Here is a 19,753-nt window from a genome sequence, read left to right on the forward strand (position 1 = left end):
CAGCAAGCTCTATGAACGCACCAGCATCATCATCACCACCAACCTCAGCTTCTCAGAATGGGCACAGGTCTTCGGTGACGCAAAGATGACCACAGCGCTCCTCGATCGGCTCACACACCGCTGTCATATCCTCGAAACCGGCAATGACAGTTCTCAGTGACATTCAACACAACTCAGTTTACAATCTACAAGGTTGTGAACTGACGCTGAAGTGCAGTTCCTGATATGTCTTTTTATTCCAATCGGTTCTGGATTTCCATCAGCTTGGTTTGGAAGACCTCGGCGGGCGTTTTGTAGCCCAAGCACTTGCGCGGCGTTGAGTTGAGGCGGTGGCAAATCGACCTCAAATATCGATTTGTCAGCGCCGTCGGTTCCGTTGATCTGGGGAGATATCGGCGCAGCCTGTTGTTCGTGTTCTCGACTGTACCCTTCTGGTAGGGTGCTTGCGGATCGCAGAACCAGGCGTCTGTGCCAATGCCATCCTTCAGGCGCTTCCAAGCTGAGAACTCAGTGCCGCGATCAAAGGTGATCGACTGGCGTACATCTGCGGGTAGGGGAGCCAAGCCGTTGATCAGCGCCTCCATGATCGGTTTAGACTGACGATCTTCGTTGCGCATCACAACAGCATAGCGGCTCATGCGCTCGACCAGGGACGTCACGTTGACCTTCCCATGCTCTTTGCGGAACATCATCAGATCGCACTCCCAATGGCCGAACTCCTTGCGATCCGCAACGCTTTCAGGCCTGTGGGACAAGCTTTGAACATCGAAGATGTGGGTTCGGTTGTGCCTGCGATATCCACGCGGCCTACGGCGTCTGCGATGTTCGGGAAGGTGGCGATAGAACTGCTCATCGCGACCGTCTTTGGAATAGGCGAAGCGATAGATCGTCTCATGGCTGACGCGGATCGGATGACGCTCCAGCCGCATGCGTCCAGCGATCTGTTCCGGCGACCATCCAGCCTTAAGCCGATCTTCGATGGCTTCCTTCAGTTCGGGATGCACGATCATCTTGCGATGGATCGCGCGGCGCTCCTCATACATGTCCTGAGCATTCAGCGCATAGTAGCCGTTCAGCTCAGGCAATTCGGTGTCCGTGTATCGGTTCCGCTCGATATCTCGGTAGATCGTGGAGGAGTCACGTCCCAGTCTATCCGCGATCTCGGAAATCGGCATCTTGGCTTCGAGCCACTTTGCGAGTTTGCGCCGTTCATCCAGTTTCAGGTGACAATAGTGGCTTCCCATTCTTCATACTCCATGCAGCTCTCTGTATTCGTACAGAATTTGCACTTCGTTTGTGAATCCACCCGACTACACTATGATCGGCGCGTAATCGGAATTATGTAAAATATTTCCAGTCTAGATAAGAGCGTAGGTCTGTGTTTTCTGCCTTTTCAAAAACAGGTTGTTTAGTGTTGTTCATGTCAGCTTAGCTTGGCTGATCACGTGTGTTGAAGGCTTGGCGCTGTCTGGCCGTCCAATTGACTGTGAGTGTCACACCGTCCTCGCTGGGCTCTTCGCCGTCAACCACACCCTGATCATATAACCATGCCCGCCCGCGGCCATCTTCGAATGGCAAATGGATCTCTTCAATTGTGCGGACACCATCCAGCGCCTGGGTGACGGTCTGGATCAATGGATCAAAACCCTCGCCCGTTTGCGCAGACAGTATCAGCACGTCATCGCGCCGGGTGGCTTGGGCACCGATTGTGGCGCGTCGGTCCGGTTGCAGCAGATCAACCTTATTCCAGACCTCGAATTGCGGCGTCGTCTCCGCCACGCCGAGATCAGCCATGATCGTAGCCACATCCACTGCTTGCTGTTCGGTTTCTGGATGCGCGATGTCCCGAACATGCAGGATCAGATCAGCGGCCAGAACCTCTTCGAGGGTTGCGCGGAACGCAGCCACCAACTGGGTCGGCAGATCGCTGATGAACCCAACAGTGTCTGACAGGATGATCTGCTGACCGGTGTTCAACGTTATGCCCCGCATGGTCGGATCCAGCGTTGCGAAAAGCAGATCCTGGGCAAAGACATCGGCGCCTGTCAGGCGGTTAAACAAGGTGGACTTGCCAGCATTGGTATAGCCGACCAAGGCCACAATCGGCAACGGCACCTTTGCACGGGCAGCACGGTGCAATGCGCGTGTTTTCACCACCTTGGCCAGTTGGCGCTTGATCCGGGTCACCGCCTCATCGATGGCGCGGCGGTCCGCCTCGATCTGGGTTTCCCCCGGACCGCCGACAAAACCCAACCCGCCGCGCTGCCGTTCCAGGTGGGTCCAGGCGCGTACCAACCGCGTGCGTTGATAGCTCAAGGCGGCAAGCTCAACCTGCAGCACACCTTCGCGGGTCTGGGCGCGGTCGGCAAAGATCTCAAGAATCAGCCCGGTCCGGTCAAGGCATTTGACCTTCCAAGCCTGTTCCAGATTGCGCTGCTGCACGGGCGTGACCGGACCGTCGATGACGACCAGCTCAACCTCCTGCGCCTTGAACAGCGCGTCCAACTCATCCAGCTTGCCCGACCCGAACAGCGCCGACGGCTGAACCGCGCGCAGGGTGACGACCTGCCCGTCCACCAGTTCAAGATCCGGCAGCGCATGGGCCAGCGACACGGCCTCAGCCAGTGCATTTTCGGGCGCACGCTTGCGATCTGCGCCTTGAATGTCAGGATGGATCACATAGCAACGGGTGCGACGATCACGGCTGTCAGCGGTATCGATTACTCTTCACCATCGTATAGATTGATGGGTTGCGCCGGCATGATCGTGGAGATCGCATGCTTGTACACAAGCTGCGACTGACCGTCGCGGCGCAGCAGAACGCAGAAATTGTCGAACCACGTAATGACACCCTGCAGCTTCACGCCATTGATCAGAAAAATGGTGACGGGAACCTTGGTTTTGCGAACATGATTAAGAAATGCATCCTGCAAATTCTGCTTGTCGGCAGCCATTGGATTAGCCTTTTTCTTGTGTGTTATCTTTGTTGTAGGTGGGTCAAGCGAGACCCGAAACTTCACTGACAATCCTGAGTATGGTCCGCCCATTCACAAGTTTCCAGCCCAAATGACCCTGGGTTAAGCCCGTTTTTTGCAGTTGCAGAAAGTACCGCCCCTCAGCGCCGCCAGAATTCCGGGTTCAGCAAGGCGATAATGGCCAAGGCTTCCAACCGGCCCACGACCATTGCAAAGGCCAGGATCAGCTTGGCGGGTGACGGGATGGCATTGATGACAATGGGCGCCTCAAGCGCGACGCTGGCCACAGGTCCGGTTGTCGACAGGGCAGCCACAGACAGCACGATCGCGTGTTCAAAGGACAGGCCCGTCGCGGTCAATGCCAAGGCGACAACCGCAAGGGACAAGGCAAACATCATAAAGAAGATCCAGGCGATATAGGCTCCCTGCCGCCGGATCCGCCGGGCCAACACGCCAGAGCCCCCCATGGAGGATGGGTGAACCAGGCGCTCGATCTCTCGGATGCCATGCTTGTAAAGGGCGTAAACCCGCATCAGTTTGACCCCGCCCGCGGTTGTCGCAACACCGCCGCCGATCAGAGAGAGGCCTAGCAGGATCACACCCGGCGTGCGCAATCCCGACCAGGCCCGCGCCGTATCCCAGTCCGCAGATTCAAATCCGGTGGTCGTCAGAAAGGACAAAACGCTGAAGGTGCTACCCCAGAAGGCCAGGATGGCCGCGCGCAGGTCGGCCTCCTCATCCACCTCATAGGCGCCGATCCAATGACGCAGGAACAGGATGGTGGGCACCATCAGAACCAGAAAGATCCCGATCCGGGCCTCTGGGTCGCTTTCCAGGCCCGTCACGCGGCCAGGCGTGAAGTCCGCGGCAAACGTGCGCCGCGTGATGGCGAAGACCAGAAAGGCAAAGATTGCGACCTCCCCGATGAACCCCGCCTTGGCATTGTCCAGCCCACCGACAGGGCTGATCCCGCTGGTGGCAAGCGTCGACATGGCGTGGCTGATGGCGACCAGCGGCGCCTCTCCGGCAATCAGCAGGCTGAGCCACAGGACCAAGGTCAACCCGCCATAGATTGGCAGGAACCGCCATGCATATTTCGCCAACCTGCGCCGGGCATCATCGGACCGGCGGGAGGCCGTGCGCTGGTATTGGCTGACCTCTGAACCAACGCCCGAGATCGAGGTGACCTCAAACCCGCCGAGGCTCATAGGGGCAAGGATCGCAATCGCAGCGACCCACATGAAATATCCACCAGTCCACCCGACCATGGCCCGCCACAGGTGGACCGCCGGGCTAAGCCGGTCCGGGGCAAAAAGCGTGGCGCCCGTCGTTGTCAGGCTCGACACCATCTCAACATAGGCATTCAGGAAAGTCGTGTCTCGCACGCTTTCATAAAACGGAACGGCCAGCACAACCGGCAGAACCGTGAATGTGGCGATCAGGGTGGTCAAATGGCTGCGCGCCAGGTTGACCACGGGCCGGTTGAACGTCGCCGCAGCAAACAGACCAGTCAACAAGAGGGTCAAGAAACCGGAATAGAAAAACACGCGGGCCGGCAACCAATCCCGCGTCGACAGCGCAAATCCCATGGGGATGAACATCAGGGCACCCATCCCTCCCAGCAGGACCACGAATAGCGGAAGCTCCAGTAGGCGGCGCATGGCCTAGAAGTAGTCGATGGAGACCTGCAAAAGCCGCTCCACCTCCGGCACATCATCCGTCAGGGCAAAGATCAGCACCAGGTCGCCTTCGGTCACCCGTGTATCGCTGCCCGGCGTGATCACCTTTTCACCGCGCATCATGGCGCCCACCAACACGCCTTCGGGAAAATCGACATCCCGGATCAGCTTGCCCGCAATGGGAGAGGTCGACAAAACCTGCGCCTCGATGATTTCGGCCTCTGCATCGCCGATGGAATAGACCCCCCTCACCCGGCCATGGCGGATATGGCGCAGGATGGAACTGACGGTGGTGGCTCGCGGGTTGATGTAGGCGTCAATGTCCAAAGGCCCCAGAAGCGGCACCAGGGTGGGATCGTTCACCAGGCAAATGGTCATCGGATCACCCGCTGATTTAGCCCGCACCGCCGTCAGCAGGTTCACCTTGTCATCATCCGTCACACACAGCACGGCGTCAGCCCGGTCGATGCCCGCCTCACTGAGCAGATCCATATCCAGGCCATCGCCGTTCAGCACGATGGTCCGCTCCAGCGCATCGGCGGCCCGTTCGGCGCAATGGCGGTTCCGCTCGATCACCTTGGCCCTGATGCGCTCTGCCCGGGCTTCCAGGGCCTGCGCCACGCCCAGGCCCACATTGCCGCCGCCGACAATCACGATGCGCTCTTGCTTGCGGGTGCTTTTGCCAAAGATCTCAAGTGTGCGGTTCACATCCGACATCTGCGCGATGATATAAACCTGGTCCCCGGCAAAAAGCTGATCCCGGGGTTCGGGCGCGAATAGCGTCCCGTCCCTGCGGACGCCAACAACAATGGCCCGGAGGGTCGAAAACAGATCGGTCAATTGCCGCAGCGGCGTGTCCAGCACCGGACAATCGTCATCCAACTGGATGCCCAAAAGCTGAACCTTGCCTTGCATGAAGCTTTCGGTGTCAAAAGCGGCTGGAGCTGCCAGACGTTGCAGGGCCGCCTCCGCCACCTCTCGCTCGGGGCTGATGACCACGTCAATGGGCATGTGATCGCGGCGGTAGAGGTCCGAATAGATCGCGGTCAGGTAGGATTGGCTGCGCAGCCGGGCGATTTTGCGTGGTACGTTGAACACCGAATGCGCGACCTGACAGGTGACCATATTCACCTCGTCCGAATGGGTTGCCGCAATCACCATATCGGCGTCGCGGGCCCCTGCCCTGTCGAGAATATCGGGGTAGCTGGCGAAGCCGGCAATGCCCTGCACATCCAGCGTATCGGTGGCGCGACGTACCAGATCGGCGTTGTTGTCGACCACCGTCACATCGTTCTGCTCGCCTGACAGGTGGCGGGCGATTTGCCAGCCGACTTGCCCGGCCCCGCATATGATGACTTTCATATGCCATCCCTGGCTGTTTCTGGGCGCTGTCCCCGCGGGGACAGAACCTGGTCGCGGCGCAATCCATGGCAGACTGCGCCGCTATGGTCAATCTTACTCGGCCGCGTGGACCTTGGCGACGGGCTCCTCCACATGGGCCACGCGCGCCCCTGCCTTGGAAGAGGTCACAACGCCCAGCGATTTTAGTTTTCGGTGCAAGGCCGACCGCTCCATCCCGACAAAGGTTGCCGTGCGGCTGATATTCCCGCCAAACCGATTGATCTGGGTCAGCAGATATTCCCGCTCGAACAACTCGCGGGCCTCGCGCAGGGGCAAGGTGGCCAGGGCGCCCGATAAAACAACGCGCCCTTCATCCGGTTCACTATGTTCGGCGCCTTGCAATTCACTGGGTCCGATGGGACCGGTCGTTTCACCCAGTATCAATACCCGTTCGACCATGTTGCGCAATTGGCGGACATTGCCAGGCAGATGCATGGTTTGCAAAAGGGCCACAGCCTCGTCACTCAGCTCGCGCAGCGGCAGGCCCTGGGTCGCATTCAGCGTCTCGATGAAATGGCGCGCCAGTTCGGGGATATCCTCGCGGCGCTCTTCAAGACCAGGCACACGGATCGGCACGACATTCAGGCGGTGGTACAATTCCTGCCGGAAATTGCCGTCCTGAATCTCTTGGTCCAGATCCTTGTTGGTGGAAGAGATCACACGCAGATCGACCCGGACGCGGTCCACGCCTCCGACCCGCGTAAACTGCTGATCCACCAGAACACGCAAGATCTTGGATTGGGTGCCGAGGGGCATGTCGGCCACTTCATCGAAATAGAGCACGCCCCCGTTGGCCTCTTCCAGCAAACCGGGCTCAACCCCACGTTCCGCGCTTTCGCGACCAAACAGCACTTCTTCCATCCGGTCCGGTTCGATCGCGGCGGAGGTGACGCTGACAAACGGGGCTGACGCCCGATTGGAGGCGGCATGGATATAGCGTGCGGCGATTTCCTTACCCGCACCGGCAGGTCCGGACAGCATAACGCGACCGTTGGATTTCGTGACCTTTTCCAACTGGGATTTCAAGGCCTTGAAAGACGGACTTGATCCGACCATATCGCTGGCCGACACATCCTTGCGTCGCAGTTCTGTATTCTCGCGCCGCAGACGAGAGGTTTCCATCGCCCGGCGCACGACGACCATCAACTGGTCGATATTGAACGGCTTTTCGATGAAGTCATAGGCGCCCTGCTTGATCGCGGCCACTGCAATCTCGATATTGCCATGGCCCGAGATGATGACGATCGGCACATCTGGATGGGACCGCTTGACCGATTTCAGAATATCGATCCCGTCCATATGGCTGTCTTTCAACCAAATATCGAGGACCATCAGCGCCGGTTGCTGCGCCTCGACTGCAGCGATGCAATCATCACAGTTCCCGGCCAGCCGGACCTGGTAGCCTTCGTCCCGTAAGATATCGCCGATCAACTCCCGGATATCCCGTTCGTCATCCACAATCAGTATGTCGCCCATTTCCTGCTCTCCCTCTTTTTATTCAGCCGCCTGTGGGACCGGGATCGCCCTGGGCAGGGTGATCTCGGCCAGCGCGCCGTGGTGAGTATTGCCGTCGAATAGCGGGGCATCGGTTAATTCCAATGTACCGCCATGTTCCTCGATAATCTTTTTGACAATCGACAGGCCCAGGCCCGTCCCCTTGTCCCGGGTGGTCACATAGGGCTCAAACAGCCGCGCCCGGTTCGCGGGCAGCCCAACACCATTATCCATGATACGAAGGGTGGCATGCTGTTCCGCCACCGTCAGCTCGACCCGCACCTCAGGTATGTAGTTTTCCGGCGCGCCGTTTTCCTGAAGGGTTTCAATAGCTTCACCGGCATTCTTAATCAGGTTGGTCAGGGCCTGCCCAATCATGGTCTCGTCCAGATCTGCAATCACGGCCATATCCGGCAGATCCGAGGACAGGGTTGGACCCAACGATTGCTCTTGCAGAACCACCGCATCGCGCACCAAGGCGGTCAGATCGCTGGGGACCCGGCTGGGTTCCGGCATCCGTGCGAATTTCGAAAATTCATCAACAATGCGACGCAAGTCGTTGGTTTGACGCACAATCACGTCGGTCATGTTCACAAAGGTTTCGCTGTCATGTTCTAGCTGGCGAGCATATTTGCGCTGGAGCCGCTCGGCAGACAGTTTGATTGGCGTCAGGGGGTTCTTGATCTCATGGGCGATCCTTCGGGCAACATCCCCCCAGGCCGCCATCCGTTGGGCGCTGACCAGTTCGGTCACGTCATCAAAAGCGACCACATATCCTTCTAGCCCACCTTCGGCATTGCGGCGCTTGGCCATGCGCACCAGAAAGTTCTCCATCTTGCCGGCCCGCGTCATGCGCAGTTCTTCCTGGGCCGTCTCCCGGGTGCCGTGGCGCAGTTTGTCAAATAGAACCTCAAATTCCGGAGCAATTGCCGCCAATTGTCCGGTCAGGGAGGATGCCCCCAAAAGTCGCAAGGCAGACGGGTTCGCAAATGTCACTTGCCCGTCCGGGTCGATCCCGATCACGCCAGCCGTGACAGAGGACAGAACGCTGTCAAACAACCGCCTGCGGTCTTCGATCTGGGCATTGGTTTCCAGCAGCGCATCGCGCTGGCCCTTCAATTGCCGCGTCATCTGGTTGAAGATCCGGCCCAGCATGGCGATCTCGTCATCGCCCTTTTCCTCGCGCACCCGCACCGATAAATCACCGGAGCCCACACGTTGCGCGGCACCCGCCAGCCGACCCACAGGGCGGGATAGACGTTCGGCAAACCACAAGCCGACCCAGATGGCGGCAAGCAGCAAGATGACGGCAAAGCCCAGATAAATCAGGCCAAAGTCGAACAGCATCCGCCCCCGGTCGCTCTCCAATTGCTGGTAGAGACCAACCGTTTCCTGGGTCTCGTCCAGCAGTTGCAGGATCGACCCATCGACCACGCGACTGACATACAGATAGTGATCGGGATAGGCGTTCAGCCGGATCAGCGCCCGGAATTCATTGTTGTCCCAATCCTCGATGATCAGCGGCGTGCCACTTTCCGCAGCGGCGATCTGTTCGGGTGTCGGCATCTCGAAGTCGAAGAGGTAGGATCGCTCCCCCCGCGCGCGGATCCGCCCGTCCGAATTGATGACAAACGCCTCCCGCAGGCCGCGCTGGATCTGCGACTGACCACGCCCCAGAACAAGCCGCAATTCACTTTCCGAGATCAACCGCTGCGACACCCGTGCGGCATTCAGATATTTGGCAAGGGCGGCGGCATCCTCCCGCAGATCCATATGGTGTTCGTCTTCGTAGGCCTGGGCCGCGGCCAGCGAATTGCTGAGCACGTTGCGCACCCGTTCAGAGAACCACCCTTCGAGACCAACATTGATGGTCAGCCCGGCAAAGACCGCCACCAGCACCGTGGGCACAAAGGCGATCCCGACAAACACGACCGTCAACCGCAGATGCAACTTTGATCCAGCTGATTTCGCCCGGCGCGCCGCAATCATGCGTGCGACCCGCACCATGACCAGGGCGGCAACAGCCAGAATGTACACGAGATCGGCCAGCAGGATCAGCCGTAGGGCTGGAGAGGTCGACGGCACCCCCTGCCCCCATGGCGCCAGGATCAAAAATGTCGCAACCGCCAAAAGCGGGCCTAACGCGACCAAACCCAACGTTGCGGCATTTTGAACGCGCCGTTCACGGCGCAACGCCGTCAGGTTATTCCAACGAAAAAAATTAGCGGGGCCTGCCACCTCGCGCCTCATTATTTTGTGCCGCCTGCACGGCTTACCGCCAAATACCGTGATCGTTAGCGGGGTCAGTCGCCCCTATGCCACGGCTCTGTTGCGGTTTTACATCAACTTGCGGCGCCGTGTCACGCGAATATCGAGGTCGGTGATCTTCTTTCTGAGCGTATTGCGGTTGATGCCCAGCAAATCGGCACATTTCGCCTGATTTCCACCGGTTGCGTCCAGCGCAATTTCAATCAGGGGCATCTCCACCTCCCGCAGGATCCGCTGGTACAGGCCCGGCGACGGCAACACACCGCCATGCAGGTCGAAATGGCGGCGCAGATGCTTGGCGACAGAGGTGGATAACTTCTCCCCCTCCCCGCCTCCGACAAAGGGTTCGATCTCTGGCTGGTTGCCCAGCACCAACTCCACTTCCTTGCGCCCGATCTCTTCCTCGGAGGATGTCACGACAAGCCGTCGGATCGTGTTTTCCAACTGGCGGACATTGCCAGGCCAGCTATAGGCGCGGATCAGGTCCATGGCGCCAGAGGAAAAACGGCGCCCGCCCGACACATCGCGGTCGGAGCGGCCCAGGAAATGCTCCGCCAGCAGGGGGATGTCATCCACCCGTTCGCGCAGGCTGGGCACAGTGATCGACACACCGCCCAGGCGGTAGAACAGATCCTGCCGGAACTGCCCCGTCTCCATCTTGTGCATCAGATCACCTTGGCTTGTAGCCATGACGCGCGGGGCGGTATCGCTGAAACTGTCGAGCATGCGCACGATGCGCGCCTGTGCTTCGGCATCCAGATCGCCAACTTCATCGAACAGGATCGATCCCCCCCTGGCCCGCGCAACAACAGAAGATGGCCCATCGACCCCTTCCAGATCCGATGCCGTGGCGACCACGAATGGCAAGGTCCGCCGGTCTGAAAAATCGTGGATCGCCCGCGCAATCAGCGATTTGCCCGTGCCGCTTTCGCCCGTGATCAAGACTGGCAGATCGGTGTTCATCACCCGCGCCACAAGCCGGTAGAGCGCCTGCATGACCGATGTGCGCCCCACAAGTGGCAGATCGTCGGTTTCACGTGGGGTCACCGGCTCAATGCGTTTGGCCACGTTCACGCGCCGCTTGGTCTCCAGCGCGCGGGCCGCCCGCTTCATCAGATCCGGCAGATCGAAGGGTTTGGGCAGATAATCATAGGCTTCGGCCTCCGCCGCCTGGATGGCCGTCATGATCGTGTTCTGGGCCGAGATCACGATGACCGGCAATCCTGGCCGTTCTTCGGTGATCTTGGGCAGGGTTTCCAACCCATTCCCGTCAGGCATCACGACATCCGAGATCACCAGATCCCCCTTGCCCTCCTCGACCCAGCGCATCAGCGTCACCAGGCTGGACGTGGCATGTACCTTGCACCCGGCCCGCGTCAGGGCCTGGGTCAACACGGTTCGGATCGTGCGATCATCATCTGCGACCAGAACTGTTCCGTCCATCAGGTGCTCTCCTCGGCAGTGTTTATATCAGTGGCCGCCCCCTTGGGCGCGACGGGTAGTGACAGTCGAAAAACCGTGCGCCCGGGCACACTGTCCACTGTGATCCAGCCATGGTGATCGGTGATGATTTTGGACACCAGGGCCAGCCCCAATCCGGTACCATTTTCCCGGCCCGATACGAAGGGTTCAAAGATATCGCTGGCAATGCCCGGCGGCAAACCGGGCCCGTCATCCACGACCTCAACCTGCAGGGGAACACGGGCGCGGCTTCCATCCGCGCGGCGCACCCGAAGCGACGCATCATAGAATGTGCGCAAGCGGATCACACCTGGCGCGCCGCCTGTCGCCTCTGCCGCATTCTTGAGCAAATTCAATAGGATCTGCAGAACCTGATCGCCATCCGCGTAAGTGGGTGGGAGAGAGGGATCATAGTCCTCGACAATACGCATATGGGCCGCGAACCCGACCATGGCCGATTTCCGCGCACGGTCCAGCAGGTCATGGATATTGACCTCCCGTCGCTCGGGCTCGCGCAGATTTCCGAACTGTTCGACCTGCTCTAACAACTTAACGATGCGGCGGCTTTCCGCCACGATCAGGTCGGTCAGTTCCAGGTCATCGGGACCCAGGTTCATGCTCAGCAATTGCGCGGCACCGGTAATCCCTGCCAGGGGGTTCTTGATCTCATGCGCCAGCATCTCGGCCATGCCGATGGCCGATTTGGCGGCTGTTTCCGCCTGGGCCGACCGCCCGATGCGGCCCGCCAATTCGCGCGGTGTGATCAGGATCAGGACGACGCCGGTCTCATCGGTTACCGGGGCAATCTGGACGGTGCAAATGGCAGGCGGGCGGTCCCCGGTGCCGACATCGACATCGTTCAGAACAAGCGGAGACTGGGCATCGCGCACCCGCGCAAAACTGCCGTCAAGCTGCGCATTGATCATCAACTTATCCCCGACCGGCGCACCCTTCATGTGTCTGAGCGAGGTGTTGAGGAACGCCTCTGCGGCCTGGTTCATGTCCAATATGCGATCAGACACATCCACCAAAAGCGCAGGCGACGGAAGCGCGGCCCAAATGGCATCCGACATGGCCGTCATGCGGCGACCGGAGCGTGATTGGCAAAGGCGCTGGTAATCTGGGTCAGCACCCGTTGGGGATCCCGCTGGGTCAGTACTTCGCGCCGCAGCGTCGCGGGTGTCACGATCTGATCCATGTACCAGCCCAGATGCTTGCGGGCGACCTTGCCGCCCAGATCGGCGCCGTAAAAGCGCAGCATCGCCTCATAATGCTCCGCGACAAGCGCCCCAAGGGCTGCACCGGTCGGCGGGGTCGGCGCCGGGGTGTCAAACAGTTCCGCCGCGACCTGGGCCAGCACCCAGGGCTTGCCCTGCGCACCACGCCCGATCATCACCCCATCCGCGCCCGACGCTGCAAGGGCAGCCCGCGCCGTGGCGGCATCGACGATATCCCCATTGGCGATCACCGGGATCTTAACCGCCGCCTTGACACCCGCGATGGCAGCCCAATTGGCGCGACCGTTGTAGAACTGACAGCGGGTACGACCGTGGATGACGATCATCCGAATGCCAGCCGCCTCGGCCCGTTGCGCCAGATCGGCGGCGTTCAGGCAATCATCATCCCAGCCCAGCCGGGTTTTCAGCGTCACGGGTACGTTGGTCGCGCCCACCACGGCTTCAATCAGGGTCAAGGCATGGTCCAGATCGCGCATCAAGGCGGACCCGGACAGGCCGTTCGTCACCTTCTTGGCGGGGCAGCCCATATTGATGTCGATTTGGCGGGCACCTTGATCGGTGACCATCCGCGCGGCCTCCGCCATCCAATATGCATCACGCCCGGCCAGTTGGACGGCGGTGCGGGCCGTGTCCAATCCCAACTCGGCCCGTTCGCGGACACCGGGCTTGGCCTGCACCATCTCTTGGCTCGCCACCATCTCGCTCACAACCAGCCCGACGCCAAACCGGCTGACCAACTGACGAAAGGGCAAATCAGTGATCCCGGCAAGGGGTGCCAGCAAAACAGGCGGTGAAAGGTCTAGGCCTGCCCCTGAAATCGGCATGTGCTTAATCGTTGAGCGCATATCCTGTGGTATCACGGCACATTGCCGGGATGCCAAGGGGGCAACTTACCTTTCCGCCTCTCAAACAGCATTCGCTTAATTTCTATGCAAGGTGACTGCGAAAACCGCACCCATTGCCCTCCCCGATGGCAGGTCTTACACCAAACGGGCCCGATATGAGCCTGACCATGCCAGACACGTCTTTGATCGCTGCCATCATTGTTGCCGCCGGGCGTGGTACCCGGGCTGGTGGCCCTGTTCCCAAACAATATCAGGATCTTGGGGGGCAACCGGTACTGCGCCGCACAGTCGATGCATTCCGCAATCATCCCCGGGTTGATCAGATCGTGGCCGTGATCCCGCCCGGGGATGACGCCGTGGTTGCCCGCTTATTGGGCATGGAAATCAGCCTTGTGCCCGGTGGGGCAACACGCGGTGAATCTGTCCTCGCGGGCCTACAGGCACTGCCTGAAACCATTGGCAAGGTCCTGATCCATGACGGGGCCCGCCCCCTGATCCACCGGGACGTCATCGACCGCGTGATCGATGCCCTGGCCGACCATCCGGGTGCCGCCCCTGCCCTGCCCGTCACCGACGCGCTGTGGCATGGCCGTCAAGGTCGCGTCCTGGCACCGCATCCACGCGACGGGCTGTGGCGCGCGCAAACACCCCAGGGATTTGACCGCGCCGCCATCATCGCGGCACATCAATCCCACCAGGGCGCGGCTGCCGACGACGTGGAGGTCGCCCTTGCCGCCGGTCTTGACGTCGCCATCGTCGCGGGGGACGAAGCAAATCTAAAGATCACCCATGCCCCGGATTTCGACCGGGCGCTGGCCCTGCGCGGCGGAGGACAGATGGATATTCGCACCGGCACGGGTTACGACGTGCACCGTTTTGGCCCCGGTACCGCCGTCTGGCTGTGCGGCGTCGAGGTGCCCCATGACAGAGCGCTGCAAGGTCATTCGGATGCCGATGTCGGCCTGCATGCCATCACGGATGCAATCTATGGCGCCTTGGCCGAAGGTGATATCGGACGCCATTTCCCCCCGTCAGATCCGCAATGGAAAGGGGCGGAGAGCCATATCTTCCTACGCCATGCCGTCGATTTGGCGGCCTCAAAAGGCTACCGGATCTCGAACATTGATTGCACGTTGATCTGCGAACGGCCCAAGATCGGCCCCCATGCCGCCGCGATGCAACAGGCCATCGCCCAGATCACGGGGTTGGCCCCCGACCGGATCAGCGTCAAGGCCACCACGTCCGAACGGCTGGGTTTTACCGGTCGCGAAGAAGGGATCGCCGCCATGGCCGCCACAACCCTGATCGCGCCATGAACCGCGCCATCGCAACCCTGTGTTATATCGGCCTCTTGCGGCCCGGTCCGGGGACATGGGGGTCGCTGGCCGCTGTTCCCATGGCGTGGATATTGCACGGTCTGGGCGGCTTTCTTCTGCTGGCTTTTGCCACCGTTCTGGCATTTTTCCTGGGCTGGTGGGCCACGGCGCAGGTCACCCGTGGCCAGACCGACCATGACCCATCCGAAATTGTGATTGATGAACTGGTGGGTCAGTGGATCGCGCTTTGGCCCCTCTCGGCGGGCCTGTGGGCCATGGGATCGGACCCTTGGATGTTTCCCTGGCCTGGTTGGGCGGGCGCGTTCCTGTTTTTCCGCGCCTTTGACATCTGGAAACCGTGGCCGGTTTCTTGGGCCGACCGGCAGGAAACGCCGCTGGGGGTGATGTTGGACGACGTGATCGCCGGTCTGATGGCCGCCTTGGTTGTTTCGGTCAGCGCTGCCATGGCGCATGGGATCTGATCCATGGACAAGGCCGCACATCTTCTGGGCCTGGCCCGGGATCGCGGCCTAAAGATCGCGACCGCTGAAAGCTGCACAGGCGGGCTGATCGCGGCGGCCATTACCGAGATACCTGGCTCCTCCGCCATCTTCGACCGGGGTCTGGTGACCTATTCCAACACCGCCAAGGAGACCGTGCTTGGGGTTCGCAAACAAACCCTGGCCGAGTGTGGTGCGGTGTCCAAAGAGGTTGCAGGTGAGATGGCCGCGGGGGCCCTCGCCCGCTCCGATGCTGATCTGGTTGTTGCCGTCACCGGGATCGCCGGGCCTGGAGGGTCAGAGTTCAAGCCCGAGGGCCGGGTTTGTTTCGCCATCGCCCAAATCGGCAAAGACCCAACCACCATGGTGCTTGATTTCGGCGCCCCGGGCCGCACAGCTGTCCGACAAGCCGCGGTCGATCAGGCGTTGGATTTGTTGATCGCCGCGATATTGGACGGCTAGGCCCCCCGCAACACCGCCGCAAGCCCGTCAACATCACCGGCTTCGATCGTCCGATGCAGGTGTTCGGCCAAGTCTGGGCCAAACAGCGATTGAGCCTTGTGGCGCAGGCGATCTTTCTTTTCAGCGATCATCAGGTTCTGATCAAGATCACCGTTTAAGACACTGCTTTCATTATCAAAGGTCAGCTCGACCCGTGCCTGCACCTCCGTCAAGCTGGCATCCTCTTGCACCGTAACTTTATCGCGTAATCGGACCAGATCAGGATCGCGACAGATATGGTCGCTGTAGGTTTCTAACGCCCCCGTATCGTGGTCATAAAGCGCCAGGGCGACCACGAAACGGAACGAGAATTTCGCCTCCAAACCTGTTTGCGGCGCGGGCTGATTGCACACGGTCAGCCACCGGGGATGGGTATGGATCACAACTTTGCGGATTGCCGAAGGGTCGACCTGCACGTCCCGCACTGCCTCGAGCATCGCATGTAAACCGTGGCAGCAGGCGTGGAACTTATAGCTGACCCTTTCCATTCGCCAATCATCGCCCAGCCCATCAAACGCCGTCGTATCTGCCATCCCCGCATGGGTTTCGGCAAAACCCTGGGAGCCATCCAGCGCGGCTGGGTCAGAAGTCATCCCAGCCGCAGCCAGCAGGGCGGCCTCCACCCCGTTACTGGAGGCAATTCCAGCATTAAGCGGCTTGCCCATTGTCCCAAATTGCGCCTTCAGGCCAGAGGCGCGAGTGCTGACAAGTGCCAAGGCATGCTCGATCTGTTTTGCGTTCAAATAAAGCAGCTTAGCGGCTGCAATGGTGGCACCGAATGCCCCCGCCGTGGCCGTCTGGTGGAAGCCTGCCTGGTAATGCGATCGCCCCAGCCAGACCCCGGCGGCAACAGACGCCTCAGCCCCGATCAGCGCAGCCTCCAGCAGATCGGGGCCAGTCGCCTGTGTCTTCTCAGCAAGGGCCAAGGCGGCGGGGATCACAGCAACCGATGGATGGCCGATATGATCAAAATGAGTGTCATCATAATCCAGCGAGTGGGAGGTCGCGCCATTGATTAAGGCCGCGATTTTGGCTGGTTGCTTGCCAGTCACACCGACGACGCTGGCATCAGCGGGGCCCCCCGAGCTGCCTTCAACATCCCGCAGGATCCGCGCGACAGGCTCCTCCCGACCAGCGATTGCCACAGCCGCCCAATCGAACAGCGATAACCGCATGATCTGCAGGGCAGATTCCGAAGGCGTTGCGGTGGAAGCGAAACTGGCCAGCCGGGCGGCAACGCTCACCCGTAAAGCTCCTGCGCGCGACGTTCAAAGGCGCGCACGACCCGCTGCATGGCATCGTTAAAGAACAGCCCCGCGGCCCCCTGCAACAGCGCATTCTTGAACTCGAAATCGACATCGAACCGAACCTCGCATCCCCGGTCAGAGGGCGCAAAGAACCACGAGGAATTCATGTGCCGAAACGGTCCGTCGATATATTCGCTGTCGATGCGGCTGCGGTCATTCCACAGGGTGACGCGGCTGCCGAACCGTTCGCGGAACACCTTGAAAGATATGACCAAATCGGCATCCATCACCTCCTGTATACCGTTATCCTTACGCGCCCGGATCCGGGCCGCAGCACACCATGGCAGGAACTGCGGATAGGAGCCCACATCGGCGACAAGATCGTACATCTGATCTGGGGTGTAGGGCAGTTGCTTGGTTTCAGAATGGCTGGGCATGAATCGTATTTTATGTTGGTTTGGTCGCGTGTCTTAGCGGATATAAGGCAGAAGATGGAGGAATTTATGGGGCAGCGACCCTATGTCATCGATCAAATGATCTCGGCCAAGGCGATTGCCGCCCGGATCGAAGGACTGGCGCGTGAGATCGAGGCCGAATTTGCCGGCACCGACAAGCTGGTTGTGGTGGGGCTGTTGCGCGGCTCGTTCGTGTTCATCGCCGATCTGGTGCGTGAATTGGACCTGCCGGTGGAGGTCGATTTCCTGGAGGCCAGCAGCTATGGTGACGGGATGGAAAGCAGCCGGGAAGTGCGCATTCTCAAGGACTTACGCGGCAAGATCGGCGGGCGCGATGTGCTGGTCGTGGAAGATATCGTTGATACCGGCCATACCCTGAACCACGTGGTGCAATTGCTGCGCGCCCGGGAACCCCGGCAGCTTGAAACGGTGGCCCTGCTAGACAAACCCATCCGCCGCGAGGTCGATTTCAAAGCCGACTGGACGGGGTTCGAGATCCCCGACGAATTCGTGGTAGGCTACGGCATCGATTATGCCCAACGGAACCGAAATCTACCGTTTATCGGCAAGGTGCGCTTCACCGACGAGAATCAGGGTTAATGCATTGAGCGGACTGTATTTTTGCTGGGCACAATCAATGCACAAAGCATGCACATTTCATGCATACGATTGGCGCCGCCGTTGCCGGTTAACACACCGCGCGGAGGTGAACGAATGAGCGCGGCAGAAGAGGCTTACTTAGTCGCTGAAAACATCATCGAACACGCTATTGCAGCAGGCGACTGGCTTATTCTTGGTGATGACGGAATTGATACTCCCGACTTAGAAAAGATTCCTCCTCGGATCGTGGAATTGAAAGATATGAAGGACCTGCATTTGTCGCGAACCCGCGTCACTGACTTGTCACCTTTGTCGGGTGCGACACAACTTGAAGCGCTCTGCTTGCACGGCTCGCCGATCTCCGACGTCTCGCCACTGTCACAAATGATTTCCATGACGAGTTTGGACCTCAATAAAACCTTGGTGAGCGACATCGGCATTGTGCGGCAGATGCCAAAGCTGACTGGACTGTTCTTCGAAGATACCAAAGTAACGACGTTGGAACCAATCCAAGACCTAGTTGAGCTAATAGACCTAAATTTGCGTGGGACACAGAACTTAGATTTGAGCATTAGCCGAGACGCTGGTAAGCAGAATTTGGGCTGTCTTGAAAGGCTCAAAAAACTGCAGCTTTTGCACGCCGCACGGACAAATCTAGACAGCCTCCAGCCCTTGGTCGCCCTAGAGAATCTTAACTACCTGGACATCGCCGACACCTCTGTTTCAGATCTTCGTCCTATGCTCGAAATTGGAGAGTTCTCGGAAAGGTCCGCTTTCGCGAATACCACGCTCATCTTCGCTGAATGTACCGCCACGAAAATCGATCCTAAACTCCGTGAGTTGTCCGAAATCGTAAACGACACCGAACGGACGCAGCAGACCTTAGCGTATTTACGGGAGACTGGGGAGAACTGGCCGCCGGTGGAGACAGAAGCTGACTTTCCGCCGATTAGTCTGAATTCGCCCGAGCAGGAAGCGGCGCCACGTGTGATCGCCACTGAAACCTCGGTCGATGTCGAGCGCGCTGTCGTCAGTGAAGCCAAGTTGAATGACTTGGTAAGGCAAAAGGCGTTGGAGCGTCTTCGGACCGCCGTGAATCAGCTCGTGCGTGCTGGGAACCGACATCCTGATCTCTACGATCCCTGTACCAGCCTGCGCGATCATATCTTGGGAGACTTGAGCGAGATTGACCTTCTGGAGGTCCATTTCGAACTGGAAGAGCTGCGCGGTATCTTTGACCGTCGGGATGAACGCACCGGGGAGGACGTTTTTGAGCCCGATGTTGTAAGTGCTTTGGATCGGGTCGGTCTCGTCGGACCGGGCTTGACGATGGACAACGCGGAAGTCGAACGGTTCGAGGCCCGTCGTGGCCGCTATCTGGATCTTCCGACTGCTCTGAAAGCGCTGCAAGAGAATGATGTGTTGTCACGCGCAATTTTGGACGATCCGCTATACGGTGAGGTTATCAAATCCTACAGCGACCTCTTCCTTCGGGGGGCCGCACGGGAACAAGAGCCAGCACGGTTGAGGGCTGGCCAATCATTCTTGAACCGCAATACCGTCATCACCGTCGGGTTGGTCTTTGCAAGTGGTTTTCTCGCAGGCCCGATGGAGCCAATTTCCATCGCGTCCATGCAGTGGTTGGCCAAGAATTACTATACGATCAATGCATTGGCACCGGGTTGGGGGCAGGCTTTTCAGGTTTGGATCACGCCCATCCTCATGAGAGCTCGTGAGTTATCGGTAGGAGCGCAACATATCCGACCATAGCCC

At 59.5% G+C, this 19,753-nt stretch carries 18 protein-coding genes; 6 read left to right on the top strand and 12 right to left on the bottom strand.

What is annotated here, in order from left to right:
- Positions 1-160, top strand: a 160-nt coding sequence (locus IU397_RS09505) for an ATP-binding protein (protein WP_204413315.1), incomplete at its 5' end; no start/stop codon positions are given.
- A 73-nt stretch (positions 161-233) separates the two neighbouring features.
- On the opposite strand, the gene IU397_RS09510 is transcribed toward IU397_RS09505, so the two are convergent.
- The 10 genes from IU397_RS09510 to dusB form a co-directional block, all read right to left on the bottom strand.
- Positions 234-1,244 (bottom strand): IS30 family transposase, encoded by a 1,011-nt coding sequence (locus IU397_RS09510; protein WP_204412799.1) that lies wholly within the window; start codon positions 1,242-1,244, stop codon positions 234-236.
- A 184-nt stretch (positions 1,245-1,428) separates the two neighbouring features.
- Entirely contained in the window at positions 1,429-2,721 is a 1,293-nt protein-coding gene (hflX, locus tag IU397_RS09515; protein ID WP_204413323.1) for a GTPase HflX, read from the bottom strand.
- Positions 2,721-2,954, bottom strand: a complete 234-nt coding sequence (gene hfq / locus IU397_RS09520) for an RNA chaperone Hfq (RefSeq protein ID WP_037206760.1) — start codon at positions 2,952-2,954, stop codon at positions 2,721-2,723. Before hfq ends, hflX begins: the two co-directional genes overlap by 1 nt.
- 161 nt (positions 2,955-3,115) lie before the next feature.
- Positions 3,116-4,636: a TrkH family potassium uptake protein gene (locus IU397_RS09525; RefSeq protein ID WP_204412801.1), complete on the bottom strand. Its 1,521-nt coding sequence runs from the start codon at positions 4,634-4,636 to the stop codon at positions 3,116-3,118.
- Between the two features lie 3 nt (positions 4,637-4,639).
- Positions 4,640-6,016: a Trk system potassium transporter TrkA gene (gene trkA / locus IU397_RS09530; RefSeq protein ID WP_204412803.1), complete on the bottom strand. Its 1,377-nt coding sequence runs from the start codon at positions 6,014-6,016 to the stop codon at positions 4,640-4,642.
- A 93-nt stretch (positions 6,017-6,109) separates the two neighbouring features.
- On the bottom strand, positions 6,110-7,531 hold the full coding sequence (locus IU397_RS09535) for a sigma-54 dependent transcriptional regulator (RefSeq protein ID WP_204412805.1): 1,422 nt from the start codon (positions 7,529-7,531) through the stop codon (positions 6,110-6,112).
- A gap of 18 nt (positions 7,532-7,549) precedes the next feature.
- Positions 7,550-9,799, bottom strand: coding sequence for a PAS domain-containing sensor histidine kinase (locus tag IU397_RS09540; RefSeq protein ID WP_204412807.1), 2,250 nt, complete (start codon positions 9,797-9,799; stop codon positions 7,550-7,552).
- Positions 9,800-9,886: 87 nt separating this feature from the next.
- The gene (locus IU397_RS09545; RefSeq protein ID WP_204412809.1) at positions 9,887-11,260 is read right to left on the bottom strand and encodes a response regulator; all 1,374 of its coding nucleotides are present in this window, start codon (positions 11,258-11,260) and stop codon (positions 9,887-9,889) included.
- Positions 11,260-12,360, bottom strand: a complete 1,101-nt coding sequence (locus IU397_RS09550; RefSeq protein ID WP_204412811.1) for an ATP-binding protein — start codon at positions 12,358-12,360, stop codon at positions 11,260-11,262. Before IU397_RS09550 ends, IU397_RS09545 begins: the two co-directional genes overlap by 1 nt.
- Positions 12,357-13,340, bottom strand: a complete 984-nt coding sequence (gene dusB, locus IU397_RS09555; RefSeq protein WP_204412813.1) for a tRNA dihydrouridine synthase DusB — start codon at positions 13,338-13,340, stop codon at positions 12,357-12,359. Before dusB ends, IU397_RS09550 begins: the two co-directional genes overlap by 4 nt.
- A gap of 188 nt (positions 13,341-13,528) precedes the next feature.
- Here dusB and IU397_RS09560 point away from each other — a divergent pair, with 188 nt between their 5' ends.
- Genes IU397_RS09560 through IU397_RS09570 form a run of 3 tightly spaced genes read left to right on the top strand, consistent with a single transcriptional unit; the run spans position 13,529 to position 15,639 of the window.
- Positions 13,529-14,677, top strand: coding sequence for a bifunctional 2-C-methyl-D-erythritol 4-phosphate cytidylyltransferase/2-C-methyl-D-erythritol 2,4-cyclodiphosphate synthase (locus IU397_RS09560; protein WP_204412815.1), 1,149 nt, complete (start codon positions 13,529-13,531; stop codon positions 14,675-14,677).
- Entirely contained in the window at positions 14,674-15,159 is a 486-nt protein-coding gene (locus IU397_RS09565) for a phosphatidylglycerophosphatase A (protein ID WP_204412817.1), read from the top strand. Before IU397_RS09560 ends, IU397_RS09565 begins: the two co-directional genes overlap by 4 nt.
- Positions 15,160-15,162: 3 nt before the next feature.
- Positions 15,163-15,639 carry a CinA family protein gene (locus IU397_RS09570; RefSeq protein WP_204412818.1) on the top strand — a complete coding sequence of 159 codons (477 nt, stop codon included), beginning with the start codon at positions 15,163-15,165 and terminating at the stop codon, positions 15,637-15,639.
- Here IU397_RS09570 and IU397_RS09575 read toward each other — a convergent pair.
- Together IU397_RS09575 and IU397_RS09580 are read right to left on the bottom strand one after the other, a co-directional pair.
- Positions 15,636-16,922 carry an MmgE/PrpD family protein gene (locus tag IU397_RS09575; protein WP_204412819.1) on the bottom strand — a complete coding sequence of 429 codons (1,287 nt, stop codon included), beginning with the start codon at positions 16,920-16,922 and terminating at the stop codon, positions 15,636-15,638. The genes IU397_RS09570 and IU397_RS09575 overlap by 4 nt on opposite strands.
- Positions 16,919-17,362 (bottom strand): type II toxin-antitoxin system RatA family toxin, encoded by a 444-nt coding sequence (locus tag IU397_RS09580; RefSeq protein ID WP_204412820.1) that lies wholly within the window; start codon positions 17,360-17,362, stop codon positions 16,919-16,921. The genes IU397_RS09575 and IU397_RS09580 overlap by 4 nt, the downstream gene beginning before the upstream one ends.
- A gap of 66 nt (positions 17,363-17,428) precedes the next feature.
- Between IU397_RS09580 and hpt the strand changes: the two genes are divergently transcribed.
- Positions 17,429-17,980 carry a hypoxanthine phosphoribosyltransferase gene (gene hpt, locus IU397_RS09585; protein WP_204412821.1) on the top strand — a complete coding sequence of 184 codons (552 nt, stop codon included), beginning with the start codon at positions 17,429-17,431 and terminating at the stop codon, positions 17,978-17,980.
- Between the two features lie 114 nt (positions 17,981-18,094).
- Positions 18,095-19,750 carry a leucine-rich repeat domain-containing protein gene (locus tag IU397_RS09590; RefSeq protein ID WP_204412822.1) on the top strand — a complete coding sequence of 552 codons (1,656 nt, stop codon included), beginning with the start codon at positions 18,095-18,097 and terminating at the stop codon, positions 19,748-19,750.
- Positions 19,751-19,753 lie beyond the last annotated feature (3 nt).

It is taken from the genome of Actibacterium sp. 188UL27-1 (assembly GCF_016901225.1).
In the GTDB taxonomy this organism is placed as follows: domain Bacteria; phylum Pseudomonadota; class Alphaproteobacteria; order Rhodobacterales; family Rhodobacteraceae; genus 188UL27-1.